Origin of the sequence: Glycomyces arizonensis DSM 44726 (assembly GCF_000482705.1) — a bacterium.
Taxonomy (GTDB): domain Bacteria; phylum Actinomycetota; class Actinomycetes; order Mycobacteriales; family Micromonosporaceae; genus Glycomyces; species Glycomyces arizonensis.
This window is the reverse complement of record NZ_AXWO01000001.1, coordinates 487,910-514,004: the sequence shown is the minus strand read 5'-3', so window position 1 is coordinate 514,004 and position 26,095 is coordinate 487,910. Positions and strand designations below refer to the sequence as shown.

The following is a 26,095-nucleotide window of genomic DNA, read 5'->3' as shown; positions in this document are numbered from 1 at the left end:
CGGTGCCGAAACCGACAGTGGCCCTGTTCGACTACGGCTCGGGCAACCTCCGCTCCGCGCACCGCGCGCTGGAGCGGGCCGGGGCCGACGTCGAGCTCACCAGCGACCTCGACGCCGCCCGCCGCGCCGACGGCCTCGTCGTGCCCGGCGTGGGCGCCTTCGCCGCCTGCATGGCCGGGGTCGCCGAGCACGGCCTCGACGCGGTCGTCCGCGAGCGGGCCGAAGCCGAGGCGCCCATTCTCGGCATCTGCGTCGGTGAGCAGATCCTCTTCGCCGAAGGCGTCGAGCACGGCATCGAGACCGCGGGGCTCGGCGTCTTCGAGGGCCGCGTGGACCGCATCGAGGCCGACCGCGTCCCGCACATGGGCTGGAACACCGTCGACGCGCCCGCCGGGATGCGCCTGTTCGCCGGGATCGACCCCGGCGAGCGCTTCTACTTCGTCCACTCCTACGCCGCCAAGGCCGCCCCGCCCGGCGCGCTCACGGCCACCGCCGTCCACGGCGAGCCGTTCGTCGCCGCCGTCGAGCGAGGCTCGGTCTCGGCCACCCAGTTCCACCCGGAGAAGTCCGGCGACGCGGGCGCCGCCCTCCTCGCCAACTGGATCAAAGGATTGCAGTAATGAGCACGCTTGAACTTCTGCCCGCCGTCGACGTCACCGGCGGCAAGGCCGTCCAGCTCGTCCAGGGGATCGCCGGTTCCGGCAAGCAGTACGGCGACCCGCTGGAGGCCGCCCTCGAATGGCAGCGCCAAGGCTCGGACTGGCTCCACCTGGTCGACCTCGACGCCGCCTTCGGGCGCGGCACCAACCACGAGCTGCTCGCCCAGGTCGTCTCCCAGGTCGACATGCAGGTCGAGATCTCCGGCGGCATCAGGGACGACGAGACGCTGAAGCGGGCCCTGGACTCGGGGGCCCGGCGCGTCAACATCGGCACCGCGGCGCTGGAGCACGCCGAGTGGTGCGACCGGATCTGCGGCGAGTACGGCGACCGCGTCGCCATCGGCCTCGACGTCAAGGGCGGGCGCCTGGCCGCGCGCGGCTGGACCCGCGAGGGCGGCGAGCTGTTCGCGACCCTGGAGCGCCTGGAGCGGGCCGGGTGCGCCCGCTACGTCGTCACCGACGTCAAGAGCGACGGCATGCTCTCAGGACCGAACCTGGACCTGCTGCGCAGCGTCTGCGAGGCCACCGACAAGCCGGTCATCGCCTCCGGCGGCGTCTCGTCGCTGGACGACCTGCGCGCGCTGGCGACCCTCACGGACGTCGGCGTGGAGGGCGCGATCGTCGGAACGGCGCTGTACGAGCGTAACTTCACGGTCGCTGAGGCGTTGAACCTCCTGAAGGAGCTCTAGCCGACTGGGAGGCACGCATGGCTCTGGTGAAGCGCGTCGAGGAATCAGGGCCGTGGGCGCAGCTGTACGGGTATTCGCGCGCCGTGGCGGTGGGGCCGCTGGTGGTGACCAGCGCCTGCACCGCCGACGTCGAGGGCCGTCCGAGCCTGCTCGACGACCCCGGCGCCCAGGCGAAGGAGGCGTTCCGCACCGCGCTCGACGCGCTCGTCCACGCGGGCGCGAGCGTGGCCGACGTCGTGCGCTCGCGGCTGTACGTGACCGACCCGGCCCACGCCGACCCGGTGGGCCGCGTCCACGGCGAGTTCTTCGGCGTCGTGAAGCCGACGGCCACGGTCGTGACCGTCGCGCAGCTCCTCCACCCCGGCCAACTGGTCGCGGTCGAACTCGAGGCGTTTCGAGCGTGGCCAGATTTACGGCTCGCAAGCTTCGCCGCGAGTGAGGGACATCGACTGGCGGAACCGACCTGAACGAGCGTTCAGTTGCCTCGTAGTATTGGGCAGGACGGAAGGCGCGGCCCACAAGGCCGACCATGACGGGAAGGTGTCGACGTGGACCCTGAGGAGATCGCCGAAGCCCGCGAACGCTGGGCGAAGCGCTACGCATCCGCCCCCAAGCGCGATGCCGACTTCACGACGCTGTCGGGCATGGAGGTCGATCCGGTCTACGGCCCGCCCGAAGGAACCGCCGATCCCCGCATGGAGCGCATCGGTTGGCCCGGCGAGTACCCCTACACGCGCGGGCTCTACCCGACCGGCTACCGCGGCCGCGCGTGGACGATCCGGCAGTTTTCCGGCTTCGGCAACGCCGAGCAGACCAACGAGCGCTACAAGATGCTCCTCGGCGCCGGAGGAGGCGGCCTCAGCGTCGCCTTCGACATGCCCACGCTCATGGGCCGCGACTCCGACGAGCCCGCCGCCGTGGGCGAGGTCGGCCACTGCGGCGTCGCCGTCGACTCCACCGCCGACATGGAGACCCTCTTCGACGGCATCGACCTCGGCTCGACCACCACGTCGATGACGATCTCGGGCCCGGCGGTCCCGATCTTCTGCATGTACCTGGCCGCCGCCGAACGCCAGGGCGTCGACCTGTCGACCCTCGACGGCACGCTCCAGACCGACATCCACAAGGAGTACATCGCCCAGAAGGAGTGGCTGTTCCCGCCCGAGCCGCACCTGCGGCTCATCGGCGACCTCATGGCCTACTGCGAGGCCAACATCCCCCGCTACAAGCCCCTGTCGGTCTCGGGCTACCACATCCGCGAGGCCGGGTCGACCGCCGCGCAGGAGCTCGCCTTCACGCTCGCCGACGGGTTCTCGTACGTCGAGCTGGGGCTCTCGCGCGGGCTCGACGTCGACCGCTTCGCGCCGGGCCTGTCGTTCTTCTTCGACGCCCACGTCGACTTCTTCGAGGAGATCGCGAAGTTCCGCGCCGCCCGCCGCATCTGGGCCAAGTGGATGCGCACCGTCTACGGAGCGCGGACCGAGCGCGCGCAGTGGCTCCGCTTCCACACCCAGACCGCGGGGGTCTCCCTGACGGCCCAGCAGCCGTACAACAACGTGGTGCGCACCGCCGTCGAGGCGCTCGCCGCCGTCCTGGGCGGCACGAACTCCCTGCACACCAACGCCCTCGACGAGACGCTGGCGCTGCCGACCGACCAGGCCGCCGAGATCGCGCTGCGCACCCAGGCCGTGCTGCGCGACGAGACCGGCGTGACGAGCGTGGCCGACCCGCTCGGCGGGTCCTGGTACGTCGAGGCGCTCACCGACAAGATCGAGGCGGCCGCCGAGGAGCTGTTCGTCCAGATCCTCGCCCTCGGCGGCGAGTCCGGGGACGACCCGGCGGCGACCGCGAGGGATGCGGCAGAACGCCATGAGATCGGCCCCGTGACGAGCGGGATCCTGCGCGGCATCGAGGAGGGCTGGTTCAACGCCCAGATCGCCGAGGCCGCCTTCGCCTATCAGCAGCAGCTCGAGGCGGGCGACAAGCACGTCGTGGGCGTCACCGAGCTGACCGAGACCGTCACGCCCGAGCTGGAGATCCTGCGCATCTCCGGCGAGGTCGAGCGCGAGCAGCGCTCGGCGCTCGAGCGCCGCCGCGCCGGACGCGACGACGCGGCCGTGCGCCGCGCCCTCGGGGAGGTCGTCACCGCCGCGCGCGGCTCGGCGAACCTCATCGAGCCGATCCTGGACGCCGCCCGCGCCGAGGCGACCCTCGGCGAGATCTGCGGGGCGCTGCGCGAGGAGTGGGGCGAGTACCGCGAACCGGCCCGCATTTAGCGCCCGCCTCTAGGGCCTGCTCAGGGCTCCGGATGGGCGGCGTCCGGGCCGCCCGCCGCCCGAACCGCGCGCCGCGGCGCGGCGGCAGACCGTGCGCGGATGAAATCGGACGGACAATGCCCGTGCGGGATGCTTCAGCAGGGATGCTAAGGGCGCCCTTTCCTCTATGGTCGAAGCTGGCGCCGTCTCGCGACGCTTTGCCGTGTTGCGCGAAAATGAGACAGAACGTCCCGCTGAATGGAAGCGCCTGCCATTGGTGGCATCCTCACAATAATTTGTATAGGGATCGTGAATAGTTATTCGAACATGCGCGCCGATATGTCGGATAGCATTGAAATTGAGGATTCAGTGGTCGCTGTGAATATTTATCGCGTGGTTGCCTATGTTGCAAAAGCAAATTATTGAGCTGTAAAGTACCTGTTTATGGCCCTTTATTTCCGTATTGTCCGACGCTGTACTCCTGGGTAATTGCTGACATGATCGGCATCACAGTTTAATTGGAGGAAAAACTTCCTCGCGATGGCCGTGACGAGATGATCTTGATGTAGTAGTCTGATCGAATGATGCATGCTGAGCGAGTCGCATACCCCGGAGGTGATCGACCGACACGTGAATCAGGCGGCGCCCGCGGAGACCGCCCCAGGGGTGAGGCCATCGAGAACTACGGCCTCTGAAAACAAAGCTTCTGAAAAGGATTCATCGGCTCAGCTCCGAGCACACCGCATTCCCCCGGATGCATCCGAGAAGGCCGCGCCCGCGGCAGTGCCCATGAAGTACGAGCCGGCCCAGCGCCGGTACCGCGCCAACACGACAGGCAAGGTGGTATTCCCATGGCGGACAAGCAGACGAAGGAAAGAAGAAGCACTTCCAACGAGTACGGTCATTTGGCGCCGTTGTTCGTGGAGTTGGCGGGGTTGGAGGCGGGTGATCCGCGGCATGCGGAGGTGCGGGATCGGTTGGTGACGGGGTATCTGCCGTTGGCCGAGCATATTGCGCAGCGGTTCTCGGGGAAGGGGATCGCGAAGGATGATCTGGTGCAGGTGGCGTCGGTGGGGTTGATTCATGCGGTGGATCGGTTCGATCCGGCGCAGGGGGCGGATTTTCTGTCGTATGCGGTGCCGACGGTGATGGGGGAGGTGCGGCGGCATTTCCGGGATACGTCGTGGCCGATGCGGGTGCCGAGGCGTTTGCAGGAGTTGCGGTTGGCGATCAATCAGGGGAATGCGGAGTTGGCGCAGGAGTTGGGTCGTCCGGCGTCGGCTGAGGAGTTGGCGCGGCATTTGGGGATCAGTGTCGCTGAGGTGGCCGAGGGGTATGAGGCGCGGCAGGCGTATCGGGCGGTGTCGTTGGATGAGCCGCCGTTTGAGGATGCGGAGCGGGCGTCGTTGGCGGAGTCGGTGGGGTCGGAGGATGCGGCGTTGGAGTTTGTGGAGAATCATGAGTCTTTGGTGCCTTTGTTGCAGGGGTTGCCGGAGCGTGAGCGTCGGATTTTGGCGTTGCGGTATTTCGGGGATATGACGCAGACGCAGATTGCTGAGGAGGTGGGGATCTCGCAGATGCATGTGTCGCGGTTGCTCAACCGGATGCTCAACGACCTGCGCGAAGGCCTTACCAACGCCCCGACCTAGCGGCAAAGGTCGCACCCGACTCGAGCAAAGAGACAGGCCCACACAAGCAAAGGCTGTGCCCACACAAGCGAAGATCACGCAAGCACGCCGCCTCGCCGCGGCGTGCTTCGTGCGTTGCGGCCGCCCCCGTTCAGTCTTCGAGCTGCTGGGCGGGCAGCCGCAGGTAGATCCGCACCGTGGTGCCGTCCGGGCAGGTGTGCATCCGGACGAGGTCGACGATCTGGTTGACCAGCAGCAGCCCGCGGCCGTAGTGCTGGGCATCGTCGGCCGAACGCCGCCCCACCAGCGGATCGGTGATCTGCCCCGTATCACTGACCTCGCAGATCAGATGCCTGCTGTCGGTCCAGATCCGGAAGGTGCCGAGCCCGCCGCCGTGGCTGATGCTGTTGGTGAGCAGCTCGGTGACCGCGATCTCCAGATCGATGAGCTGCATCGCCGACAGTCCCACGGTCCGCCCGTACGCGGTGACGAACCAGCGCGCGTTGTCGAGCGTGGCGTAGTCGGCGGCGCGCTCGATGGCCGACCTCGGCGGGCGCTCGAGCGGCCGGTTGTAATCGGTGAGGATGCGGTCGGGGTCGTACCGGTCGCTGGGGCGCCGTCCGGTGCGGTCGATCAGGACCGGGTGGGTGGCCCTGGCGTCGTCGAGGACCCGCTGACCGAGCTCCCCGGCGTCGTAGGGGCACAGCTTGGTGACGGCGCGGCCGTTGAACGCGAGGTTGAGCAGCGCCTCGTGCTGCACGCACGCGGGGTACTCCAGCTCGCTGCGGCCAGGCCACACCGGCTCGCCGATGATCCGCACCCGGCGCCCGGGGTGGGCGTCGGCGAAGGTGCGCACCACGCTGGGGATGATCCGCCCCGGGTTGGCGCCCGCCTCGCCCATGTCGACCAGGAGGACGCGCTCGGCGGAGGCGCCCAGGGCCCGCCGCACCGACTCCAGGTTGTGCTCCGGCACGGCTACTGCCACCGGTTCGCCGGCGGTGAGTCCCCCCTCGATGAACGGGATCGTGCCGTTCAGGTACTCGTCGCCGCTGGAGTAGAACAGCGCCGGATGCTCGAAACGCTCCTCGGTCTCCAGTACGATCGCAGAGTTCATTGCGCTCCTTCGAACGTGATCGCGGCCGTCCCGTCCGGCCACAGGACCTGAATCACCCGGTGCAGCGCGGGCGGCGCTCCGTACACCACGACCCGGTGCCCGTCGGGCAGCGCGGCCGCAGCGTCCACCAGCAGCGTGGTGCCGCGGACGTCGATGAAGGCCACCCCGGACAGGTCCAGGTGGACCTCCTCGCCCAGGCGCGCCACGCGGCGCAGCGCCAGTGCCCATGCCTCGTGGCTGTTCAGGTCGATCTCGCCGGCGGCCCGCAGGCCGATCCGTCTGTCGCCGTATTCGGTGATGCGCAGGGGTTCGTGCAAGTCGTGCTCCTCGGCTGGGGGCGGGTACGGCGCTCGCTCAGAAGGCGTGCGGACACCGTGCCACTCGCTGACTGCGTGCTCTGCCATCACTCCACTTCCATGTGAGGCACTGCCGTGTGAGGCACTGCCATGTAGGGCCGCAGCGCTCCGATGGTGCTCCCGGAAAACGACGCTGCTCCGGCTTCCGTGCTATGGGTTCCACGAATGGCGGAGCCAATGCGTCAGTGGTGTGCTCCCGATGGATCCGGGCATATCGAGCCAGGGGCGGAGGCGGCTCATTGTGGCCATGAATTTTACCACCGGCGACTGACAGGGCTCCCCGCTCGCATTCGGTCCTGGACGCCGTGCGGTGCCCGTGCGAGCCGGGATCAGGAGATCCAGGCGTCGCACGAGACGTAGAACGCGTCGAGCGCGTCCTGCTCTTCCTGGGAGTCGACCGGGGTGTCGTAGTAGGTTTCGAGATCGTCGAGGCACGCCTGCATCGCCTCGGTGTCCGCGGCCTGCCCCTCCAGCTCGTCCACCTGCCCTTGCAGGTCCTCCAACTGCGCCTGGGCGTCGTCGAGCTGTCCTTGGAGCTCGTCGACGCTGGCGGCCCGGTCGTCGGCGAGGGCCTCGGCGTCGCCCGCCTTCCCGTGCGCCTGGAACCACAGGATCCCGAACAGCACGACGCCGACGAAGCACAGCGCTGCCCCGATGCCCAGCGCATGCACGACCGGCGACGGCTTCTGTTGGACCGGGGGCAGCGGCGGCCCGGCCATCGTCGGGAGTCCCATCGGCTGCTGCTGGTACGTCGGCTGCGGCGAGTAGGCCGGCCCGCCGCTCATCGGCTGCTGCGGCGGCTGGCTGTCGCCGGGATCGCCGAAGCTGTAGTGGGGCGGCTGCGAATAGGACATGGCGGGGGCTCCAAAACTATGAGGGCACTTCAGTGGCATTTTAGTGCGGTATCGCTCATCAGACGCCCCGCACGCCGCTGCGGTTCCCGCCCCCGGCGCGGCCCCGCCCGTGGAGAGCTGCGCCGGTTCCGCCGCCAGTGCCGGATACGGTGTCTGTACGGCCGACCGCGTGGCGTCAGGCCGTGCGGATCCGGCTGCGCCACAGCAGCCAGATGAAGTACGGCGTCCCGATCAGCGCGCACACCAGCCCGGCCGGGATCTGCGCCGGAGCGATCACCGTGCGGCCCACCGTGTCGGCGACGCTCACCAGGAGCATTCCCAGCAGGACCGCCACCGGCAGCACCCGCGTGTGGCGCGAGCCGACCAGGCCCCGCGCCAGGTGCGGGGCGACCAGACCGACGAACGCGATCACGCCGACCACGGCCACGGCCGCGGCCGTCAGGACCGCCGCGGCGGTGAGCAGCAGCAGCCGCGTGCGCTCCAGCCGGACGCCGAGGACCCGCGGTGTGTCGTCGTCCAGCGACAGCAGATCGATCTCGCGGCGGTGCGCGACCAGGAACGGCACGATCAGCGCGAGCGCGAGAGCGAGCGGGAGGAGCCGGTCCGCGGTGCGCCCGTACGTGGTGCCCGAGAGCCAGGTCATCGCCTTCGGCGTGTTCCACGGGTCGGAGTACAGGATGATGAGCGTGCAGGCCGCCATGCCGATCGCGGCGGCGCCGATGCCGACCAGCACGAGCCGCGCGGTGTCCAGGCCGCCCTTCCAGGCGAGCCGGTACACGATCGCGAACGCGGCGAGGCCGCCCGCTGCGGCGGCGCCGGTGATCGTCCACGTGCCCGCGTCCGGCACGAGCGTGATGAACGCGACCGCGCCGACCCCGGCCCCGGCGGTGACGCCGATGATGCCCGGCTCGGCGAGCGGGTTGCGGCACACGCCCTGCGTGACCGCCCCGGCCGCGGCCAGGGCCGCGCCCGCGAGCAGCGCCGCGAGCACGCGCGGGTAGCGCTGGTCGATGATCCACGTGTAGGCCGAGCCGGTGCGGCCCTGCACCCAGTTCCAGATGTCGCCGCCCAGGAGCAGCTGGTCGCCCATGAGCATTCCGGCGATCAGCGCCGCGGCGACGGCCGCCGACAGTCCCGCGACGATGAGGCCGAACGCGAGCCGCCCGCGGTTCGCCGCGCCGTGGAGCATCGCCGGGCGGTCGTCGGCTCCCGCGCCGGTCATCCGGCGCGCCAGCCACACCATGACGCCCGCGCCGAGGATCGTGGTCGCGACGCCGACCGGGATGAACACGCTGTGCTCGGCGCCGACCAGCGCCCGCAGCGCCACGTCGGCGCCGACGATGACGATCGCGCCGCACAGGCCGCTGAAGAGCAGCAGCGCGCGGTGGGGCAGGAGCTCGGGCACCTTCTGGGCGATCAGGCGCGCCGCGACCGGCGCGGCCAGGCCCGCGAAGCCGATCGGCCCGGCCACGGTCACCGCGCAGGCGGCCAGGAGCAGGGCGATCACGACCGCGGACAGGCGGGTGCGCCGCACGTGGACGCCGAGGCCGGCGGCGGTGTCGTCGCCCAGGCGCATGACGTCGAGCCTGGAGGCGAGCGCGATCGCGCCCGCGACGGCCAGGGCCACCAGCGGCCCGGTCTGGAGGAGCGGCGCGAAACCCGTGAGCGTGAGGTTGCCCGAGCCCCAAGCGAACAGGCCCATCGTCTCCTGCTGGAACACGATGAGCAGGAGCGAGACCACCGAGTTCGCGGCCATCGCGGTCGCCGAACCGGCGAGGATGAGCCTGGTGGTGGCCGAGCCGCCTCCCGAGGCCATGGCGAGCACGAGCGCCGCGGTGGCGATCGCGCCGAGGAAGGCCACGCCGACGCCCGAGAGCAGCGGCAGCGTGATGCCGAACGCGGCGACGACGGTGACGGCCAGATACGCCCCGGCGTTCACCGCGAGCGTGTCGGGGCTGGCCAGGGGGTTGCGGGCGATCGACTGGAGCAGGCTCCCCGAGACGCCCAGGGCGATGCCGACGAGGACGGCCGCGGCCAGGCGCGGCAATCGGGCCCCTGACAGGACGTTCCACACGCCCGGCTCGGCCGAGCCGGTGGCCAGGCGCAGCAGGTCACCCGCGTCGACCGTCGACGTGCCCTGCGTGAGGTGGAGTGCCGCCAGCGCGACCAGGACCCCGGCGGTGACGGTGAACATCGTCGCCGCCGGAAGGAAGCGGGGGTTCGCGGCCCCGTCCTCCGGTCGCACCGGCGGTGTCAGGGTGCGGCTCAACTCGCGTAGACCTCGGCGTAGAAGTCGAGGAAGAGCTCGCAGGAGCGGGGGCCGCCGAAGGTCCAGGCGCCGTGCGGCAGCTCGTACATCTCGCCGTCCTCGACGAACTTCAGGTCGTCCCAGATGGCGTTGCCCATGAGCTTCTCGTTGAAGATGTCGTCGTCGAACGAGTTGTTGTAGACGAACTTGAGCTCGGTGTCGGTGAACTGGGCCATGCCCTCGACGTCGGTGGCGCCCAGGCCCCACAGCTCGTCGGTCTCGCCGGTCCAGGCGTTGGCCAATCCGACGGCCCCGGCGAGCGCGCCGGGCAGGGACCCGGCGCCGAAGGGCCGGATGGAGATCGTCGAGCCGTCGTCCCAGCCGTCGGCGAACAGGTACGGCACGTCGGCGGTCCCGGCGGCCTCGATCGCGGTGGCGACCTCCTCGACCTTCGCGTCGAAGTCGGCCAGGAGCGCCTCGGCCTCGTCGTCCTTGCCGAGCAGATCGGCGATCATGGTGACGTCGGACTTCATGCGGCCGATGTTGTCGGCGGCGTCGGAGCCCTGGGTGACCAGGACGGCGGTGAACTCCTCGAGCTGGGGGATGAGCTTCTCGTCGTCGGTCTCCATGACGACCAGGTCGGGAGCCAGTCCGGCGATGGCGTCGATGGACGGCTCGGAGCGGGTGCCGACGTCGGTGACGGTGTCGTCGAGCGGCACGGCCGCGCCCGCCCACGTCTGGTAGCCCTCCAGGTCGGCCGCGCCCGCGGGCATGGTGCCGAGGCTGGCGACGATCTCGGTCTCGGCCCATTCGAGGGTCACGACGGTCTCGGCGGGGGCGTCGAGCTCGACGGTCTCGCCGCGGGCGTCCACGGTGGAGACCGGCCCGGCCGCGTCGTCGGTCTCGTCGCCGCCGCCGGTGTCCTCGGTGGTGCCGCAGGCGGCGGTGGCCAGGAGGGCGGCCGCGGCGAGCGAGGCGGGCACGGCGGCGCGCAGGTGGTGGTGCTGCATCGGGTTCCTTCGTTATTCGGCGGCGCTGGACGCGAGCCGCCGGCTGTGCTTGCCGATGGGCCGGGTCGTGAGCAGGCCGGTGGCGGGATCGGTGTCGACTTCGATGTCGATGCCGTAGGCGGGGGTGAGGTTCTCGGGGGTGAGGACCTCGGCGGGCGTGCCGGAGGCCGCCACGCGCCCGCCGTGGAGCAGGACGGCGCGGTCGGCGACGGCGGCGGCCTGGTCGAGGTCGTGGAGGACGACGCCGACGGCGGTGCCGTGGTCGTCGGCCAGGTCGCGGATGAGGTCGAGGATCTCCACCTGGTACCGCAGGTCGAGGTAGGTGGTGGGCTCGTCGAGGAGGAGCACGCCGGTGTCCTGGGCGAGGCAGGAGGCGAGCCAGACCCGCTGGCGCTCGCCGCCGGAGAGGGTCTCGACGCCGCGCTCGGCCATGCCTGAGACGCCGCAGATGCCCATGGCGCGTTCGACGGCGGCGGGGCCGTCCTCGTCGCCGGAGCGCCAGCGGCCGCGGTAGGGGTGGCGGCCGTAGCCGACGACGTCGACGACGCGGACGCCGCCGGGGACGGGCCTGGACTGGGCGAGCAGGGAGACGCGCCGGGCGAAGTCCTTGGGGGCCAGGGCGGCGGCGGGCGTGCCGTCGTCGAAGGCGATCTCCCCGGCGCTCGGCCGGTGGAGCCGGGCCAGGGAGCGCAGCAGGGTGGACTTGCCGCTGCCGTTGGGGCCGAGGAGCGCGGTGACCTCGCCGCAGCGCAGTTCGATGTCGGCGCCGTGCACGACCGTCTCGCCGAAGTAGGCGAGTTCCAGGGAGCGGCCGCTCAGACCGGCGTCATCAGACATGTAGGTAAGGCTAACCTACATTCTTCCGGCGGTCGAGAGGGGTGGACGCCCGGAGGCGAAGATGACACGCGAGCGGGTGAATCCCGTGCCGCGCTATGGACTTGCCGTGCCATATGGGGTCGACTTATCCGAGACGGCGGTGCACCGGCGCACCCCGTGCCGGTGCGGGCGCGTTCGCGCGCCCCACCGACCGCCGCGGAAGAAAGGACGAGCATGACACCGGATGTGAAGGTGGGACCTTCGAGTGTCGCCATTGACGAGGAGACCTGGACCCTCGAGCGCGTCAAGGCGCTCGGGGTGATGACCAACGTCGAGACGGCCGCCCAGATCCTCGGGATCGGCCGGACCGTGGCCTACCGGCTGGCCAAGGACGGGGACTTCCCCGTCCAGGTCCTCAGGATCGGGCACAGCTACCGGGTGCCGGTGCTGCGCCTGCTCGAACTGCTCGGCGCCGAAGAGTAGCGGCCCGGCAGCCCTCGGTGCCGCGAGGGGGCGCGGCACCGGGCGCACCGTCACTGACGCTTCTTGTGCTTGAAGTGCACGAACAGGCGGCCGAAGTTCTTCGAGTCCTTGTCGACGCGGTGGTACAGCGCCTTGACGTCCTTCTGGTCGAGGAAGCGCAGCACCTTCTTCTTGAGCTGGCCCGAGCCCTTGCCCGGGATGATCTCGACCGTGTCGATCCTCTTCGCGATCGCCTCGTCGATCACCTCCCGCAGCGCGCGGTCGATCCGGTCGCCCTTGTTGTAGATGTCGTGCAGGTCCAGCACCAGTTTCGCCATGCGACGAGCTTGACACAGGCCCTACGCGGCGGCCACGCGGCGCAGGTCCGGCTCCAGGTAGATCGCCGTCGCGATCGGCACCGCCTCGCGCACGCGCGCCTCGGCGGCGTTGATCTCCGCGGCGATCTCCTCGCCCGTCTCGGAGTTTTGGATGCCGATCTTGGCGGCCACCAGCAGCTCGTCCGGGCCGATGTGCAGCGTCTTGAGGTGGATGATGTCGGTGATGTCACCGCCCGCGAGGATCGCCTCCTCGATCGCGGCGATGTGCTCCAGCGAGGCGGACTCGCCGATGAGCAGGCTCTTGATCTCGATGGCCAGCACCACCGCGATGGTCACCAGCAGCAGGCCGATGACGACCGTGCCGAGCGCGTCGAAGAGCGGGTTGCCGGTGATGACGGCCAGCCCGACGCCGAGCAGGGCCGCGACCAGGCCGATGAGCGCGCCGACGTCCTCGAGCAGCACCACCGGCAGCTCGGGGGACTTCGCCCCGCGCACGAACTTGACCCACGACTTGCGCCCGCGCAGCGTGTTCGACTCCTTGACGGCCGTGCGCAGCGAGAACGACTCCAAGACGATCGCGATCACGAGCACGACGATCGCGACCAGCTCGTTCGACAGCTCGTGCGGGTTCGTGATCTTGTGGTAGCCCTCGTAGAGCGCGTACAGGCCGCCGACGCTGAACAGCACGATCGCGACGATGAACGCGTAGATGTACCGCTCGCGCCCGTACCCGAACGGGTGGGCCGGGCTCGCGGCCCGCTTGGCGCGTTTGCCGCCGAGCAGCAGCAGCCCCTGGTTGGAGGCGTCGGCCACCGAGTGGACGCCCTCGGCCAGCATGGAGCCGGATCCGGTGATGCCGGCCGCGACGAACTTGCTGATCGCGATGCCCGTGTTCGCTAGCAGGGCCGCGACGACCGCCTTGGTACCGCCTTCTGCTGACATGTGCCCGTCATTCCTTCCGTCCGGGGGTGCGCGCAGAACGAGTGTGTCATGGCATGGCAACAGACACCACGACAGTCGGCGCCGCGCCGCCTGGCGGGACGCGCGAGCGGCCTCGCCGCCGCCCCGCGATGCTAACCTTGAGCCAGTGGCCACGCCCCGGACGCCGAGCGTCCGGACAGGGTGCGGGCACTGCGCACCGCCAAGGGGCACCCGCCCCGGCCGGCCCCCGATCGAGGAGCCCGGCCCCTGCGCAGACCCCCGCCCGCGTCGCCACCGCACGGACCGAGTGGTGGACCGGTTCCGGCATATGAGACCCAGCCGGGTCGTGCCGAGAACCGACACCGAAAGGCCGTGCCGTGACCACCCTCGAACGGGTCCAGCCCGTCTCCTCCGCCGCCGTGGAGCGGCCCACCCTCAGGCAGTGGCTGTCCGTGGCCGCCGTCGCCCTCGGCGTCTTCACCGTCATGACCGCCGAGATGCTCCCGGTGGGCCTGCTCACGCCCATCGGCGCCGAACTGGGCGTCAGCACCGGCACCGCCGGGCTCATGGTCGCCGTCCCCGGATTGGTGGCCGCCGTCGCCGCGCCGGTGAGCACCGTCCTGACCGGCCGCGCCGACCGCCGCCGCGTCCTGCTCGGCCTCGCCGCGCTCGTGGCCGCCGCGAACTTCGGCGCCGCACTGGCCACCGGCTTCGGCCTCATGCTCGCCGCCCGCGTCCTCGTGGGCCTCAGCATCGGCGCGTTCTGGTCGGTCGCCGGAGGCATCGCCCTGCGCCTGGTGCCCGCCTCGGCCGTGCCGAGGGCCACCGCCGCCGTCTACGGCGGCATCGGCGCCGCGACCGTCCTCGGCGTCCCGGCGGGCACGTTCATCGGCGGCCACCTCGGATGGCGGGCCGCGCTCGCCGTCCTCGGCGGCCTGAGCCTGGCCGCCTTCGCCGCGATCGCCGCCCTGGTCCCGAAGCTGCCTTCGACCGGCGCCGTCCGCTTCGCCTCGCTCGCGCGCATGGCGCGGGCCAACGCGGGCGTGCGGACCGGCCTGGCACTGACGTTCCTCATCGTCGCCGGCCACTTCGTCGCCTACACCTACGTCAGGGAGATCCTGGAGGCGAGCGGCATCGCGGGCGGCGCCGTCAGCGGCCTGCTCATGGCCTTCGGCGCGGCCGCGCTCGGCGCCACGGCCGCCTCCGGCGCGCTCATCGGCACCCGGTTGCGGGCGACGCTCGTCGCCCTCGCCGCCGCGATGTCCCTGGCCATGGCGCTCATGGCCCTGGCCGTGGGCGACGTGTTCTCCGCCGCGGCCGTCCTGGTCCTGTGGGGCGCGGGCTACGGCCTGGTCTCCCCGGCCGTCCAGACCTGGTACCTGCGGGCCGCCCCCGATGAAGCCGAGGCCGCGACCTCGCTGAACACGATGATGTTCAACCTGTCGATCGCGGCGGGCTCCTTCGCGGGCGGCCTGGTCGTCGACGCCTCGGCCGCGCGGGCCGTGCTGTGGATCGGGGCGCTCCTGCTCGTGCCGGTCGCGCTGCTCGCCCGCCGCCGCTAGGCGCCGCCGCCGAGCGGTGGAAGAATAGGCCCAGCGCCGACGGAGGGAAGGGCCGATGACCGTACTGCTGGTGTTCGCCACCGCGATCCTGGTGGCCTCGATCGTGCCCGGCCCCGACTTCGTCATGGTGACGCGCAACGCCATGCTCAGCGGCCGGGCGAGCGGGATGTGGACGGCTCTGGGCATCGCGCTGGGCGTCAGCGTCTGGGTGGTGGCCACCGCCGCCGGACTGGCGGCGCTGCTCGCCGCCTCGGCCGCGGCGTTCACGATCGTTAAGATCGCCGGTGCCGCCTACCTCGTCTACCTCGGCGTGCGCTCGATCATCGCGGCCTTCAAGGACCGCTCGAAACCGGTCGTCGAGGTCGACCTGGAGCGGCGGATGAGCCGGTGGGCGGCGTTCCGCTCGGGGCTGCTGTGCAACCTGCTCAACCCGAAGGCGGCCGTGTTCTTCACGGCGCTGATGCCGCAGTTCATCGGCGGCGGCGCGCACTGGGCGTACGTGGGGGAGCTGGCGGCGGTGGCGATGGCCGCGAACGGGCTGTGGTTCCTGGTGCTGGCCAACCTCGTCGGCCTCATGCGCCGGTTCCTCACCCGGCCGAGGGTGCGCGCGTGGCTCAACGGGATCACCGGCGGCATCATGGTGGCGTTGGGCCTGCGGGTGGCTTCCAACTAGAGGGGGGGCCCGCCCGTCGCCCACCTCCACCCGAACCAGTCGCCGCTGCGCGGCGGCAAGCCATGTGCCCGTCGCCCACCTCCACCCGAACCAGTCGCCGCTGCGCGGCGGCAAGCCATGTGCCCGTCGCCCACCCCCACCCGAACCAGTCGCCGCTGCGCGGCGGCAAGCCATGTGCCCGTCGCGGGCGGCAAACTATGCTTCCGCGGGCCCCCACGACTCGATGAGCGGCTCGCCGTGCTCGCTTCGCCCCCACGCCTCGTCGACGCGACCGAGCCTGGACTTGGAGGCCAGGCCGTGCACGACCGCGATCCTGTCGCCGCGCACCTCCAGGACCACCATGCCCACCACCCGGCCGTCGAGGACGGCGACCACGGCGGGCTCGCCGTTGACCACGGCGGCGTGGAGGGCCGGAGCGCCGCCGACCAGCCGCAGCTTCGCCGGAGTCGGCTTGAAGGCGCCGCGCAGCGCGGCGGCGATCCGCTCGGGGGCGGCGAGCCGCACCAGCTTCTCCGACAGCCCGGCGCCGTCGGTGATCGCGGTCGCGTCGTCGGTCAGCAGCGCCACCAGCCGCTCGGTGCGGCCCGAGGCGGCGGCGTCGACGAACGCCTCGACGATGCGGCGCGCCGAGGCGCGGTCGGTCGCGCCGGCGCCGCGCCCGGCGGCACGGTGCCCATAAGAACGGTGCTCATAAGTGATGCGGCGCCGGGCCCGGTGGGCGTGCTGCTGGCTCGCCGACTCGGTGATGTCGAGGATCTCGGCGATCTCGGCGTGCGAGTGCGAGAACGCCTCGCGAAGGACGTAGACGGCCCGCTCCACCGGCGAGAGGCGCTCCATGAGCGTCAGCACCGCCAGCGTCACCGACTCACGCTGCTCGGCGGTGTCGGCCGGACCGAGCATCGGGTCGCCCTCCAGCAGCGGCTCGGGCAGCCAGTCGCCGACCGCGCGCTCGCGCCGAGCCTGCGCCGAGCGGAGCCGGTCGAGCGAGAGGTTGGCGACGACCTTGGTCAGCCACGCCTCGGGCACCTCGATGCGCCCGACCTCGGCCGCCTGCCAGCGCAGGAACGCGTCCTGCACGACGTCCTCGGCGTCGGCGGCCGAGCCGAGCAGGCGGTACGCCAGCGAGGCCAACCGGTCCCGGTTGGCCTCGAAACGCTCGACGGTGGCCGTGTCCATGCGGGCGATGCTAGGCGGTGGCGGCCTCGGCGGAGCGGTCGGCCGCGGCCGACCGGCGGTGCCTGCGGGCCGGCATGCCGAAGGTCGGGTGGGCGACGCTCCACGCGGCGCCCTTGAGGATCCCGTTCTTGACGCGCGCGGCCGTCCGGCCGCCCACGACGGCCCAGGACTTCGACCGCGCGTCACCGTCGACCACTTGGAGGATCGCGTCCTTGCGTCCGAGGCTGATGTGGTTGCCGTAGTACACCATCGGCGAACCCGCGGCGTTGCGGCCGGTCAGCTCCCTGATGATCGCGGCCATCGCCTGCTTGCCGGTGAACCCCGCCGAAGCGCAGCTCATCGGCAGCGGCAGACCGTTCTCGGCGACGGCGTGGACGCTGTCCCCGGCGGCGTAGACCTCCGGATGGGAGACCGACCGCATCGACTTGTCGACCGTGATCCGGCCGTCGCCGCCGACGGCGAGGCCGCTGGCGGCGGCGATGGGATGGGCGGCGAAGCCCGCCGCCCACACGGTCGCGTCGGCGTCGAAGGCGGTGCCGTCGGCGGCGACGGCGCCCGCCGCGGTGACCTGAGCGATGGGCGTGTGCTCGTGGACCGCGATGCCGAGCCGGTCGAAGGCCCCCAGCAGGTGGCGGCGGGCCTTGGGGGCCAGCCAGCCGCCCAGCTCGCCTTCGGTGGCGAGGGCGATCCGGAGCCCGGGCCGGGACTCGGCGAGTTCGGTGGCGCCCTCGATCGCGGTCAGGTTGCCGCCGACGACCAGCACCGACCCCGCGCCGTCCAGCTCGTCCAGGCGGGCGCGCAGACGCAGCGCCGCCGGGCGCCCGGCGATGTGGAAGGCGTGCTCGGCCACGCCCGGGACGCCGTGCTCGGCGATGGTGCTGCCGAGCGTGTAGACGAGGGTGTCGTATTCGAGCCGGTCGGCGCCGCTGCCGTCGTCGACGGTGACGGTCCGGCGGTCGGCGTCGACGGCGGTGACGCGCGCCAGCCGCAGCCGGACGCCGGTGCCGGCGAAGATCGCCGCCAGGTCGCGGCGGGGCAGGTCCTGCCCGGCGGCGAGCTGGTGCAGTCGGAGCCGTTCGACGAAGTCGGGCTCGGCGTTGACGACGGTGATCTCGAAGTCGGCCGGGTGGAGTCGGCGGGCGAGGCATCCGGCGACATAGGTCCCGCCGTATCCGGCCCCGAGGACGATGATGCGGTGCTGCATGTCCCTCTCCTGTCTGTTCGCTTGCACTCTGAACGAGACGGCGCCCGGATTCATGACAGCTTCGGCTATGCCGTGCATCACGTGAACCGCGCGGCGGGTGTCGCGGGGCATGCGGTGAGATGTTCGCGGCGGCGGTCGGTCCGGCGCGCTTGCGGGAGCACGCCGACAGGGATCGACCGCCGCCGGGAAAACCGCTGGCGGCCGCGCCCGTCCATGGGCGACGATCGGCGCCATGAGTCAGTGGGAACTCGAACCCGAGATCGAGGCGTACTACGAGCGCGGCGGCGAGCGCGACCGCCTGACGAGGAAGGCGCGCGGCCGCCTGGAGTTCACGCGGATGCAGGACCTGCTGCGCCGCGTCCTGCCCGGCCCGGGGCTCGACGTGCTCGACGTCGGGGGCGCCACCGGCGTCCACTCCGCCTGGCTGGCCGCCGACGGCCACAAGGTGACCCTCGTCGACCCCGTGGCGAGCCAGGTGGCCGTGGCCGCCGAACTGCCCGGCGTCGAAGCGGTCGTGGGCGACGCCCGCGACCTGCCGTGCGAGGACGAATCCCGCGACGCGGTCCTGCTCATGGGCCCGCTGTACCACCTGACCGACCGCGAGCAGCGCGTCCGGGCGCTGCGCGAGGCGCGCCGCGTCGCCCGCCCCGGCGGCGTGGTCGCCGCCGTGACGATCAACCGCACGGCGGGCTGGAACGACTGGCTCCTGTGGAACTCCGCCGACTACACGATCCAATCGCTCTCATCGGACGAGAGCCTCCGCGCCCTCAAGGAAGGCCACCTGCGCTACTTCGACCGGGACATCTTCACCACGGCCTACCTCCACCACCCCGGCGAGATCGCGAGCGAGTTCGCCGACGCGGCCATGGCGGCGCCCGCCCAGTACGCGGTGCAGGGCTTCCCCGGCTACATCCCGCAGCTGGAGGCGATCATCGACAACGACGAGGTGCGCGAGCACCTCCTCGAAGGCCTGCGCGTGATCGAGACCGAACCGTCCCTCCTGGGCGCGAGCAACCACCTGCTGACGGTCGCAACCCTCCCCGGCTGAACGGCCTTCGCCGAAGTCAGGCGACCGGCCGCGGGGCGCGGTCGGTGATGCAGTATTCGAGGCCGGTCGGGTCGTGGAGCACCTGCCAGTGCTCGAACCGCTCGATCGGCACGGCGCCGAGTTCGCTGTGGCGCAGGGTCTCGGCTTCGAGGTCCGAGGTGGCCAGGTCGATGTGGGCGCTGACCGGATCGTCGAACTCGGCCTCGTCGCGGCGCTGGAGCAGGATCTCCAGCGGCATGCCCGGCGGCCGTTCGAGCCGCTCGAACTCGGGGGAATCGCTCGGCCGGGGGCGGCGCCCGCTGAACGCCACCCAGAAGTCCCGTTCGCTCCCGTAGACCTGGGCCGGGATGTCGATGCAGATCTGGTCGGCGATGCTCCGCTGCCCGCCCGGCCATGTGACCGGCGCGGGTATCGCCGTCTCTCCGTCGTAGGCCACGATGCAGAAGGGGAACCCGCCGGGGGAGCGGAGGGCTATGAGTCCCTCTCCCTTGCGCACGACGCCGGCTCCGAGGGACTCGGCCCGCGCGGCCTCGGCCGCAACGTCGTCGGCGTGCAGGTCGAGGTGGTTGCCGCCCTCGCCCGACTGGAGGCGCTGCACCCACAGGCACGAGTGGCCCTCCCGGGGGGTCAGGGCCGCGAACTCGTTGTTCACGCCGCGCGGCTCCGACAGGTTCGCGTCGGTCACCTCCAGCCAGAACGTGGTGCCGGCCTCGAAGGCATCGGCCGGGAAGTCCCAGAACGCGCTCATCCATCGAATCGCCATACCCCGGAGTCTAAGGGCGCGGTGCGGCTCGTTCAGGGACTTGAAGAACCCTCAGGTGCCAGAAGCCGCCGCATCGCCTCCAACTGGGCGTCCGCCAGGAGGATCAGCTCGTCCTCGGTGAGGTGGTCCATATTGGTCACCGACCATTCGTCCATCGCCCACAGCACCGCCCTGACCAGCTGCCGTTGCAGTGAGACCGGCAGCTCCTCACCCACCGCGCCCACCGAGCGGCCCGCCTCCAGTGCCCGGTCGATCCAGGCGTCGATGCGACTTCTGCTCGCGTCGAGCGAGGCCGGGGCGTCGGGGAGATAGAACAGCCTCGCCAGCGCCGTGAAGCCCGGGCGCTCCTGGGAGGCCTGCGCCAGGCGGTCGGTCAGCGCCCTGACGCGGCCCCAGAAGTCGCCTTCGGCGAGCTCGGCCGGGTCGGGCAGGCCCAGGGCCGCGGCCAGGTCGCCCCCGATGTCGGCCACCACCGCGCCGAACAGGGCCTCCTTCGAGCCGAAGTAGTGGTAGAACGAGCTCTTGCTCATGCCCTGGCCGCGGATGATGCGGTTGAGGGAGGCGCGCTCGTAGCCCGCCTCGGCGAACTCCACCGCCGCCGCCTCCAGCAGCGCGCGCCGCCGCTCCGGCGGCAGCACCCCCGTCTCGCGTCTGGTCATGGCCGCCAGCATACCCAACGGATTGGACCGGGTGGTCCAATCGTGTGGTACCTTGGAGTGGACCGGGTGGTCCAAAAGTGAGGGGAATGACCATGCTGCAGGAAACTCCAGTGCGGGCGCAGATCGACGCCTCCCGCGACGACCGGCTCCGCGTGCTCGTCGTCGGTGCGGGCGTCGCCGGGCTCACGCTCGCCCAGCTGCTGCGGCGGCGCGGCCTCAACCCCGTCCTGATCGAACGGGCCGGCCCCGACGCCCCCAGCGGCTACATGCTCGCCCTCATGCCCCTGGTCGACCCCGTGCTGGAGGCCCTCGACGTCGTCGACGACTACGTCGCCGCCAGCGTCGGCATGGACCGCTACCGCATCCGCGGCCGCCACGGCGCCCTCATCAACCAGTACTCCATGGGCGGCCTGCTCAACGCCTACGGCGACTACCGCGGCATCGGCCGCGGCGAGCTCATGGACGTGCTCGCCGCCCGCGGCGGCGCCGTCAGCCACGAGACGACCGTCACCGCCCTCGAGCAGCGCGGTCCCGTCGTGGCCGCCGCCATCGGCGGCACCGAGGCCGAGTTCGACGTGGTGATCGCCGCCGACGGCCTCCACTCCGCCACCCGCGGGCTCGTGCTCCGCTCCGAGCAGGTGAGCACCTACGACACCGACTGGGGCGGCTGGGTCGTCTGGACCGGCCCCGACGCCGACATGGACCTCGGCGAAGAGCTCTGGGGCACCGGCTCCTTCGTCGGCACCTACCCCGTCAAGGACCAGATCGGCACCATCGTCTGCGGCCCCCGCGAGACCAGGGCCGCGGGGCTCGAGGCGTTCGTCGCGCGCCTGCGCACCGAGATCCGCGACCCCGGCGAGCGCATCGACCGAGTCCTCACCGAGGCCGTCGACGGACGCCCCTCCTACTACTGGTCCCTGACCGACTGCCGCAGCGACGCCTGGTCGATCGGCAGGATCGGCCTGGTCGGCGACGCGGCCGCCGGGTTCCTGCCCACCGCCGGGATCGGAGCGGGCATGGCCATGGAGTCGGCCTGGGTCCTGGCCGACCGCCTCGCCGAGGCCGACGCGGGCGGCGCCGAGGCGGCCCTGGCCGACTTCGAGCGGACCCAGCGCCCCAGAGTCGAAGCCGCCCAGAAGAACTCGCGGCAGCTCGCGCCCCTGCTGTTCAACGAGAGCGGCGCCGGGGCGGTCCTGCGCGACGTCGCCACCCGCTTCATCCCGCTCTCGGTGGCCCTGAAGCCCATCCGCGGCCTCCTCGAGACCAGGCCCGCGGGGCTTTCCTGATCCCGGTCGCGGTGCGACACTGAGGCATGCGCTGGATCCGGGTCGGCATCGTGGCCGTGTTCCTCCTGGCCGCCTCGGCCGCCGGACTCGCGGGCGGCCTCGCCCGCGGCGGCGAGCAGGCCGCGCCGCACGAGGTGACGCCGTCGCCGCCGCCCGAGCTGACCGCCACCGCCGAGATCCGGCGCTCGTTCATCGAACCCGGCGTCGTCGCCATCGCCGTCACCAACCACGGCCCGGCGCCGGTCCGCGTCCTCGGCGTCGAACTGCTCAGCGACTCCTTCGCGCCGCTCGGCCCCCAGCCGTTCGACGCCACTGTTCCCCCCAGCGCCAACCCGCGCGACCTGCTCACCGACTACGGTGCGGCCCGATGCCCCCACGGCGTCGACTCCACCGCCGCGCCGTCGTCGGTCGTGCTCGACGTCGCGACCGACGACGGCGCCGTCCACGAGGTCGCCGCCGAACTGCCCCACCCCAACGGCACCCTCGACCGGCTCCTCAAAGAGGCGTGCACCGCCCAGTTCCTCACCCGCACCGTCGAAGTCGAACTCGGCGAACTCACCCCCGCCGAGGACGGGACGCTCGACGGCACACTGATCGCCCGGCCCGTCGGCGGCGCCGCGGTCGAGGTCACCGAGGTGCGCGGCTCGGTCCTGTTCGACATCACCGCCGCCGAGCTGCCCGGCCGCACCGTCGGGCTCCACTTCGACGCCCACCGCTGCGAAGGCCACGCCGTCGGCGACGCCAAGCAGCCGTTCGCGTTCACCGCCTGGATCGCCGTCGACGGCGCCGAACCGGCGGCGGCGCCCATTCCGGTCGGCGAGGCGCACCGCCGGGCCCTCTACGCCATGCTCGACGAACGATGCGGACACACCGGGGACTGATCTGCATGAGGCGCCCGCGCGTCGGCGGACGTACGCTTGAGCACGTGGGTGATCGCACGGATACCGTTTGTCAGGAGGCCCGCTGGCGGCGGGCGAGCCTGGTCGACAAGCTGCGCGAACGCGGATCGATACGGTCCGCCGCAGTCGGGGACGCGATGCTGGCCGTGCCCAGGCACCGCTTCGTCCCCGAGGCCCCGCTCAGAGCCGCCTACGCCGACGACGTGTTCGTCACCAAGCGCAACAACGAGGGCGACGCCCTCAGCTCGGCCTCGCAGCCGGCGATCGTGGCCGAGATGCTCGAGCAGCTCGACGTGGCACCCGGCCACCGCGTGCTCGAGATCGGCGCGGGGACCGGCTACAACGCCGCGCTCCTGGACGCCCTGGTCGGCCCGCGCGGCTCGGTGACCGCCGTCGACCTCGACGCCGACACCGTCAAACGGGCGCGCGAGGCCCTCGACGCCGTCGGGTGCGAGCGTGTCCGCGTCGTCCAGGCCGACGGCGAGGCCGGCTTCGCCGAGGGCGCCCCGTACGACCGCATCATCGTCACCGTCGGCACCTGGGACCTCCCGCCCGCCTGGTGGGATCAGCTCGCCGAGGGCGGCAGGCTCGTCGCGCCGCTCCAGATCCGCGGCTCCGAGCACTCCGTCGCCTTCGACTACACCGGCGGCGTCCTGCGCAGCCGATCCGTCATCACCTGCGGGTTCATGCCGATGCGCGGCATCGGTTCCCACGAGAGCCAGGCCGTGGAGCTCTCCGAGGGACGCATCATCGCCTTCCACGCCGACAAGGAGGTCGAGGCCGCCGGGGCCCGCGGCGTGCTCGACGAGCGCGGCACCACCGTCTGGACCGGCGTCCGCATCGCCCCAGGCGAGGACACCGCCCAGCTGTCGCTGTGGCTGGCCTGCGCGTTCAGCGGCTGCGGGCGCATGAGCGCGCCCTTCGGCGACCACGGGAAGCTCCGCCTCATGCTCCGCTGGGCCAACCCGGCCGTGGTCGACGGCGGCGCGTTCGCGTACGTGGCCTGCAGGCGCGACGGGGACGCGGACGACGTTCGTGGGAGCGGTATCGAGGTCGGCGTGCGCGGCCACGGGCCCGGCGGCGAGGCCCTCGCCGAGCGCGTCGCCGCCCAAGTGGCCGTCTGGAACCGCGAATGCCGCGGCGACGTCCGCCTCCAGATCGAGGCGTACCGGTCCGGCGTCGGCCCCACCGTCGAAGGCCGCTTCGTCGTTCCCAAGCGGCACAGCCGACTCGCGATCCGGCTCGCCCGGAGTTCGTAGACAGGCCCCAGCCCCGGTCGACCGTCGGCCCCGCCGGGTATCGTGAGCGCTTCGGCGGCCCCGGCCCGCCGGTGTGATCTCGGTCCTGAACGCCGCCGGCCGGACCCCGCCGCCTGCGCGCTGACCGGGGACTTCGAAAAAGACGGGTTGATAGCCGGGGTTATCTTCGCTGCTACCGACATTGTCGGGCACTTCGCCACGGCCGACCCCTTGCGCGAAACCCTCCGGCATCCGCGCGGGCCCCGAACCGCGCACCCGAGAAAGGACTCCCCCGATGACCGACCCCACTTTCCGGCAGCGTGCGCGCTATTGGTTCGACAACACCATGTCGAAGGGCACCAAGGCCCTCATCGGGTGGCTGACCGTCATCACAATGGCGCTCACCGCGATCGGCGCCGCCCTGCTCGTCGCCACCGCCTCTGGCGAGGGCGGCGTCATGGAAACACTGTGGACGTCGTTCACCCACATCCTCGACGCCGGCACGATCACCGGGGACGCCGATGTCGGCACCCCCTTCATGGTCATCATGTTCGTCACCACCATCGGCGGACTGGTGATCCTCTCCTCACTCGTCGGTGTGCTCACCACCGGTCTCGACGCGAAACTCGAGGACCTGAGAAAAGGGCGCTCATTCGTCGTCGAGAAGGACCACACCGTCATTCTCGGATGGTCCGACCAAGTGTTCATCGTCATATCGGAATTGGTGGAGGCCAACGAGAGCGAGAAGCACGCCTGCATCGCCGTGCTCGCCGACCGCGACAAGGTCGAAATGGAGGACGAGATCCGGACCAAGCTCGGCGACCTGAAGTCCACCAAGGTCGTCTGCCGCACCGGCGACCCCGCCGACCCCGACGACATCGCCCTCGTCAACCCCGGCCAGGCCAAGAGCATCGTGCTGCTCACCTCCGATGAGGACGACCCCGACGCCCAGCTCGTGCGCAGCCTCCTCGCCGTCACCCAGGGCGGGCAGAGCGAGCAGATCCGCTGCCACGTCGTCGGCGCCGTCGCCGAGAGCCGCAACCTGCCCGCGGCGCGCCTCGCCGGGGGCCGCATGGCCCACGTCGTCGATGCCAACGACCTCATGGCCCGCCTGATGGTCCAGACCTGCCGCCAGTCCGGCCTGTCGGTCGTCTACACCGACCTGCTCGACTTCGGCGGCGACGAGATCTACATGGTCGACGAGCCCGCCCTCGTCGGGCGGCCCCTCGGCCAGGCCATGCACTCCTACCGCACGTCCTCGCTCATCGGCGTCCTCACCAGTGAGGGCGTGTGCCACATCAACCCGCCCTCGAGCGCGCAGCTCCAGGCGGGGGACAAGCTCATCCTCATCGCCGCCGACGACAGCGCCATCGTCCTGGACGGCTCGCGCCCGGCCATCGACGAGAGCGCCATCGTCGCCCGCGGCGAGGCCGGGAAGCGCGCCGAGCGGACCCTCGTCCTCGGCTGGAACGCCCGCTCGGGCACGATCCTGGAGCAGCTCGACCAGTACGTCGCCACCGGCTCGATCACCGACGTCGTCACCGACCACCCCGACGCGGCCGAGGCCGTGCGCCGGATCGGGCCCGCCATGCGCGTCCAGGGCCTGAACTTCAAGGAGGACGACCCGACCGACCGGCGGCTCCTCGAATCGCTGGCGCCCGGCTCGTACAACCACATCATCGCGCTGTGCTCGGACCACGTCGATCCCAAGCTGGCCGACTCCAAGACCCTGGTGACCCTGCTCCACCTGCGCGACATGGCGCAGCGGGCGGGGACCCGCTTCAAGGTCGTCTCCGAGATGGCCGACGACCGCAACCGCAGCCTCGCCCAGGTCACGCAGGCCGACGACTTCATCGTCAGCGACAAGCTCATCAGCCTGCTGCTGACCCAGACCGCCGAGAACCCGCACCTGTCGGCCGTGTTCGCGCAGCTGTTCAGCCCCGAGGGCTCCGAGATCTACCTCAAGCCGTGCGAGCACTACGTCCGCACCGGCGTGCCGGTGAACTTCTACACCGTCGCCGAGAGCGCCAGGCGCCGCGGCGAGCTCGCGATCGGCTACCGGCAGGCCGCGCTCGCCCAGCGGGCCCCGGACTACGGCGTGGTGCTCAACCCCGACAAGGCCGCGCAGGCGGTGCTCCAGCCCGGCGACAAGATCATCGTCCTGGCCGAGGACTGAGGTCCTACGACTCCGGGAGGAGTTCCGATTGCGACTCGCGGCCGACGCCGTTGTCGCACCG

The 26,095-nt window shown here is 71.5% G+C and carries 25 protein-coding genes; 13 read left to right on the top strand and 12 right to left on the bottom strand.

Features of this window, described 5'->3' with window-relative positions; translation table 11 throughout:
• Positions 1-2: 2 nt before the first annotated feature.
• The 5 genes from hisH to H613_RS0102340 all read left to right on the top strand — a co-directional run bounded on the left by hisH (position 3) and on the right by H613_RS0102340 (position 5,252).
• Positions 3-620 carry an imidazole glycerol phosphate synthase subunit HisH gene (hisH, locus tag H613_RS0102360; protein ID WP_211234665.1) on the top strand — a complete coding sequence of 206 codons (618 nt, stop codon included), beginning with the start codon at positions 3-5 and terminating at the stop codon, positions 618-620.
• A complete protein-coding gene (gene priA / locus H613_RS0102355) occupies positions 620-1,348 on the top strand; it encodes a bifunctional 1-(5-phosphoribosyl)-5-((5-phosphoribosylamino)methylideneamino)imidazole-4-carboxamide isomerase/phosphoribosylanthranilate isomerase PriA (RefSeq protein ID WP_026922537.1) in 729 nt (242 codons plus the stop codon). The genes hisH and priA overlap by 1 nt, the downstream gene beginning before the upstream one ends.
• A 17-nt stretch (positions 1,349-1,365) precedes the next feature.
• A complete protein-coding gene (locus H613_RS23905; protein WP_051392833.1) occupies positions 1,366-1,815 on the top strand; it encodes a Rid family hydrolase in 450 nt (149 codons plus the stop codon).
• A gap of 81 nt (positions 1,816-1,896) precedes the next feature.
• Positions 1,897-3,624, top strand: a complete 1,728-nt coding sequence (gene icmA / locus H613_RS0102345; RefSeq protein WP_026922536.1) for a coenzyme B12-dependent isobutyryl-CoA mutase large subunit — start codon at positions 1,897-1,899, stop codon at positions 3,622-3,624.
• A gap of 830 nt (positions 3,625-4,454) precedes the next feature.
• On the top strand, positions 4,455-5,252 hold the full coding sequence (locus H613_RS0102340) for a SigB/SigF/SigG family RNA polymerase sigma factor (RefSeq protein ID WP_026922535.1): 798 nt from the start codon (positions 4,455-4,457) through the stop codon (positions 5,250-5,252).
• Positions 5,253-5,382: 130 nt separating this feature from the next.
• Here H613_RS0102340 and H613_RS0102335 read toward each other — a convergent pair whose 3' ends face one another.
• The 6 genes from H613_RS0102335 to H613_RS0102310 form a co-directional block, all read right to left on the bottom strand.
• Positions 5,383-6,345 carry a sensor histidine kinase gene (locus tag H613_RS0102335; protein WP_026922534.1) on the bottom strand — a complete coding sequence of 321 codons (963 nt, stop codon included), beginning with the start codon at positions 6,343-6,345 and terminating at the stop codon, positions 5,383-5,385.
• A complete protein-coding gene (locus H613_RS0102330) occupies positions 6,342-6,662 on the bottom strand; it encodes an STAS domain-containing protein (protein WP_026922533.1) in 321 nt (106 codons plus the stop codon). The genes H613_RS0102335 and H613_RS0102330 overlap by 4 nt, the downstream gene beginning before the upstream one ends.
• A 368-nt stretch (positions 6,663-7,030) precedes the next feature.
• A complete protein-coding gene (locus tag H613_RS0102325) occupies positions 7,031-7,555 on the bottom strand; it encodes a hypothetical protein (RefSeq protein ID WP_026922532.1) in 525 nt (174 codons plus the stop codon).
• A 175-nt stretch (positions 7,556-7,730) separates the two neighbouring features.
• Entirely contained in the window at positions 7,731-9,749 is a 2,019-nt protein-coding gene (locus H613_RS0102320) for an iron ABC transporter permease (RefSeq protein WP_035735797.1), read from the bottom strand.
• Positions 9,750-9,820: 71 nt separating this feature from the next.
• Positions 9,821-10,813, bottom strand: a complete 993-nt coding sequence (locus H613_RS30585; protein WP_035735548.1) for an ABC transporter substrate-binding protein — start codon at positions 10,811-10,813, stop codon at positions 9,821-9,823.
• A gap of 12 nt (positions 10,814-10,825) precedes the next feature.
• Positions 10,826-11,650: an ABC transporter ATP-binding protein gene (locus H613_RS0102310; RefSeq protein WP_026922529.1), complete on the bottom strand. Its 825-nt coding sequence runs from the start codon at positions 11,648-11,650 to the stop codon at positions 10,826-10,828.
• A gap of 213 nt (positions 11,651-11,863) precedes the next feature.
• On the opposite strand from H613_RS0102310, the gene H613_RS0102305 reads away from it, so the two are divergent.
• Entirely contained in the window at positions 11,864-12,112 is a 249-nt protein-coding gene (locus H613_RS0102305) for a helix-turn-helix domain-containing protein (protein WP_051392832.1), read from the top strand.
• A gap of 50 nt (positions 12,113-12,162) precedes the next feature.
• On the opposite strand, the gene H613_RS0102300 is transcribed toward H613_RS0102305, so the two are convergent.
• Both H613_RS0102300 and H613_RS23900 read right to left on the bottom strand, forming a co-directional pair.
• A complete protein-coding gene (locus tag H613_RS0102300) occupies positions 12,163-12,429 on the bottom strand; it encodes a Smr/MutS family protein (protein WP_035735546.1) in 267 nt (88 codons plus the stop codon).
• 21 nt (positions 12,430-12,450) lie between these two features.
• A complete protein-coding gene (locus H613_RS23900; RefSeq protein ID WP_035735543.1) occupies positions 12,451-13,371 on the bottom strand; it encodes a cation diffusion facilitator family transporter in 921 nt (306 codons plus the stop codon).
• A gap of 356 nt (positions 13,372-13,727) precedes the next feature.
• On the opposite strand from H613_RS23900, the gene H613_RS0102290 reads away from it, so the two are divergent.
• Both H613_RS0102290 and H613_RS0102285 read left to right on the top strand, forming a co-directional pair.
• Positions 13,728-14,912, top strand: coding sequence for an MFS transporter (locus H613_RS0102290; RefSeq protein WP_026922526.1), 1,185 nt, complete (start codon positions 13,728-13,730; stop codon positions 14,910-14,912).
• Positions 14,913-14,967: 55 nt separating this feature from the next.
• Positions 14,968-15,585, top strand: coding sequence for a LysE family translocator (locus tag H613_RS0102285; protein ID WP_051392831.1), 618 nt, complete (start codon positions 14,968-14,970; stop codon positions 15,583-15,585).
• Positions 15,586-15,780: 195 nt separating this feature from the next.
• Here H613_RS0102285 and H613_RS0102280 read toward each other — a convergent pair whose 3' ends face one another.
• Together H613_RS0102280 and H613_RS0102275 are read right to left on the bottom strand one after the other, a co-directional pair.
• Entirely contained in the window at positions 15,781-16,761 is a 981-nt protein-coding gene (locus H613_RS0102280) for a sigma-70 family RNA polymerase sigma factor (RefSeq protein WP_026922524.1), read from the bottom strand.
• A gap of 10 nt (positions 16,762-16,771) precedes the next feature.
• Entirely contained in the window at positions 16,772-17,965 is a 1,194-nt protein-coding gene (locus tag H613_RS0102275) for an NAD(P)/FAD-dependent oxidoreductase (protein ID WP_026922523.1), read from the bottom strand.
• A 232-nt stretch (positions 17,966-18,197) separates the two neighbouring features.
• Here H613_RS0102275 and H613_RS0102270 point away from each other — a divergent pair, with 232 nt between their 5' ends.
• On the top strand, positions 18,198-19,013 hold the full coding sequence (locus H613_RS0102270) for a class I SAM-dependent methyltransferase (RefSeq protein ID WP_026922522.1): 816 nt from the start codon (positions 18,198-18,200) through the stop codon (positions 19,011-19,013).
• 16 nt (positions 19,014-19,029) lie between these two features.
• Here H613_RS0102270 and H613_RS0102265 read toward each other — a convergent pair whose 3' ends face one another.
• Both H613_RS0102265 and H613_RS0102260 read right to left on the bottom strand, forming a co-directional pair.
• Complete coding sequence (locus H613_RS0102265) at positions 19,030-19,776, bottom strand: VOC family protein (protein ID WP_026922521.1); 747 nt, start codon at positions 19,774-19,776, stop codon at positions 19,030-19,032.
• 32 nt (positions 19,777-19,808) lie between these two features.
• Positions 19,809-20,435: a TetR/AcrR family transcriptional regulator gene (locus H613_RS0102260; RefSeq protein ID WP_035735796.1), complete on the bottom strand. Its 627-nt coding sequence runs from the start codon at positions 20,433-20,435 to the stop codon at positions 19,809-19,811.
• Between the two features lie 86 nt (positions 20,436-20,521).
• Between H613_RS0102260 and H613_RS0102255 the strand changes: the two genes are divergently transcribed.
• From H613_RS0102255 to H613_RS0102240, 4 genes are all read left to right on the top strand, one after another.
• Positions 20,522-21,721 (top strand): FAD-dependent oxidoreductase, encoded by a 1,200-nt coding sequence (locus H613_RS0102255; RefSeq protein ID WP_211234663.1) that lies wholly within the window; start codon positions 20,522-20,524, stop codon positions 21,719-21,721.
• Between the two features lie 26 nt (positions 21,722-21,747).
• Complete coding sequence (locus tag H613_RS31270) at positions 21,748-22,602, top strand: hypothetical protein (protein WP_026922518.1); 855 nt, start codon at positions 21,748-21,750, stop codon at positions 22,600-22,602.
• A gap of 44 nt (positions 22,603-22,646) precedes the next feature.
• Positions 22,647-23,879, top strand: a complete 1,233-nt coding sequence (gene fxlM / locus H613_RS29760; RefSeq protein WP_026922517.1) for a methyltransferase, FxLD system — start codon at positions 22,647-22,649, stop codon at positions 23,877-23,879.
• Positions 23,880-24,153: 274 nt separating this feature from the next.
• Positions 24,154-26,034, top strand: coding sequence for a CASTOR/POLLUX-related putative ion channel (locus H613_RS0102240; protein ID WP_026922516.1), 1,881 nt, complete (start codon positions 24,154-24,156; stop codon positions 26,032-26,034).
• Positions 26,035-26,095 lie beyond the last annotated feature (61 nt).

Bases quoted from the DNA above. Each gene is read 5' to 3' on its own strand.
- H613_RS0102305 (WP_051392832.1), top strand. From the start codon at position 11,864: ATGACACCGGATGTGAAGGTGGGACCTTCGAGTGTCGCCATTGACGAG.
- H613_RS0102255 (WP_211234663.1), top strand. From the start codon at position 20,522: ATGACCATGCTGCAGGAAACTCCAGTGCGGGCGCAGATCGACGCCTCC.
- H613_RS0102240 (WP_026922516.1), top strand. From the start codon at position 24,154: ATGACCGACCCCACTTTCCGGCAGCGTGCGCGCTATTGGTTCGACAAC.
- H613_RS0102270 (WP_026922522.1), top strand. From the start codon at position 18,198: ATGAGTCAGTGGGAACTCGAACCCGAGATCGAGGCGTACTACGAGCGC.
- H613_RS0102260 (WP_035735796.1), bottom strand. From the start codon at position 20,435: ATGACCAGACGCGAGACGGGGGTGCTGCCGCCGGAGCGGCGGCGCGCG.
- H613_RS0102280 (WP_026922524.1), bottom strand. From the start codon at position 16,761: ATGGACACGGCCACCGTCGAGCGTTTCGAGGCCAACCGGGACCGGTTG.
- H613_RS0102325 (WP_026922532.1), bottom strand. From the start codon at position 7,555: ATGTCCTATTCGCAGCCGCCCCACTACAGCTTCGGCGATCCCGGCGAC.
- H613_RS30585 (WP_035735548.1), bottom strand. From the start codon at position 10,813: ATGCAGCACCACCACCTGCGCGCCGCCGTGCCCGCCTCGCTCGCCGCG.
- H613_RS0102265 (WP_026922521.1), bottom strand. From the start codon at position 19,776: ATGGCGATTCGATGGATGAGCGCGTTCTGGGACTTCCCGGCCGATGCC.
- H613_RS0102335 (WP_026922534.1), bottom strand. From the start codon at position 6,345: ATGAACTCTGCGATCGTACTGGAGACCGAGGAGCGTTTCGAGCATCCG.
- H613_RS0102300 (WP_035735546.1), bottom strand. From the start codon at position 12,429: ATGGCGAAACTGGTGCTGGACCTGCACGACATCTACAACAAGGGCGAC.
- H613_RS23905 (WP_051392833.1), top strand. From the start codon at position 1,366: ATGGCTCTGGTGAAGCGCGTCGAGGAATCAGGGCCGTGGGCGCAGCTG.
- H613_RS0102285 (WP_051392831.1), top strand. From the start codon at position 14,968: ATGACCGTACTGCTGGTGTTCGCCACCGCGATCCTGGTGGCCTCGATC.
- H613_RS0102275 (WP_026922523.1), bottom strand. From the start codon at position 17,965: ATGCAGCACCGCATCATCGTCCTCGGGGCCGGATACGGCGGGACCTAT.
- H613_RS0102340 (WP_026922535.1), top strand. From the start codon at position 4,455: ATGGCGGACAAGCAGACGAAGGAAAGAAGAAGCACTTCCAACGAGTAC.
- priA (WP_026922537.1), top strand. From the start codon at position 620: ATGAGCACGCTTGAACTTCTGCCCGCCGTCGACGTCACCGGCGGCAAG.
- H613_RS0102310 (WP_026922529.1), bottom strand. From the start codon at position 11,650: ATGTCTGATGACGCCGGTCTGAGCGGCCGCTCCCTGGAACTCGCCTAC.
- H613_RS0102320 (WP_035735797.1), bottom strand. From the start codon at position 9,749: ATGTTCACCGTCACCGCCGGGGTCCTGGTCGCGCTGGCGGCACTCCAC.
- H613_RS31270 (WP_026922518.1), top strand. From the start codon at position 21,748: ATGCGCTGGATCCGGGTCGGCATCGTGGCCGTGTTCCTCCTGGCCGCC.
- H613_RS23900 (WP_035735543.1), bottom strand. From the start codon at position 13,371: ATGTCAGCAGAAGGCGGTACCAAGGCGGTCGTCGCGGCCCTGCTAGCG.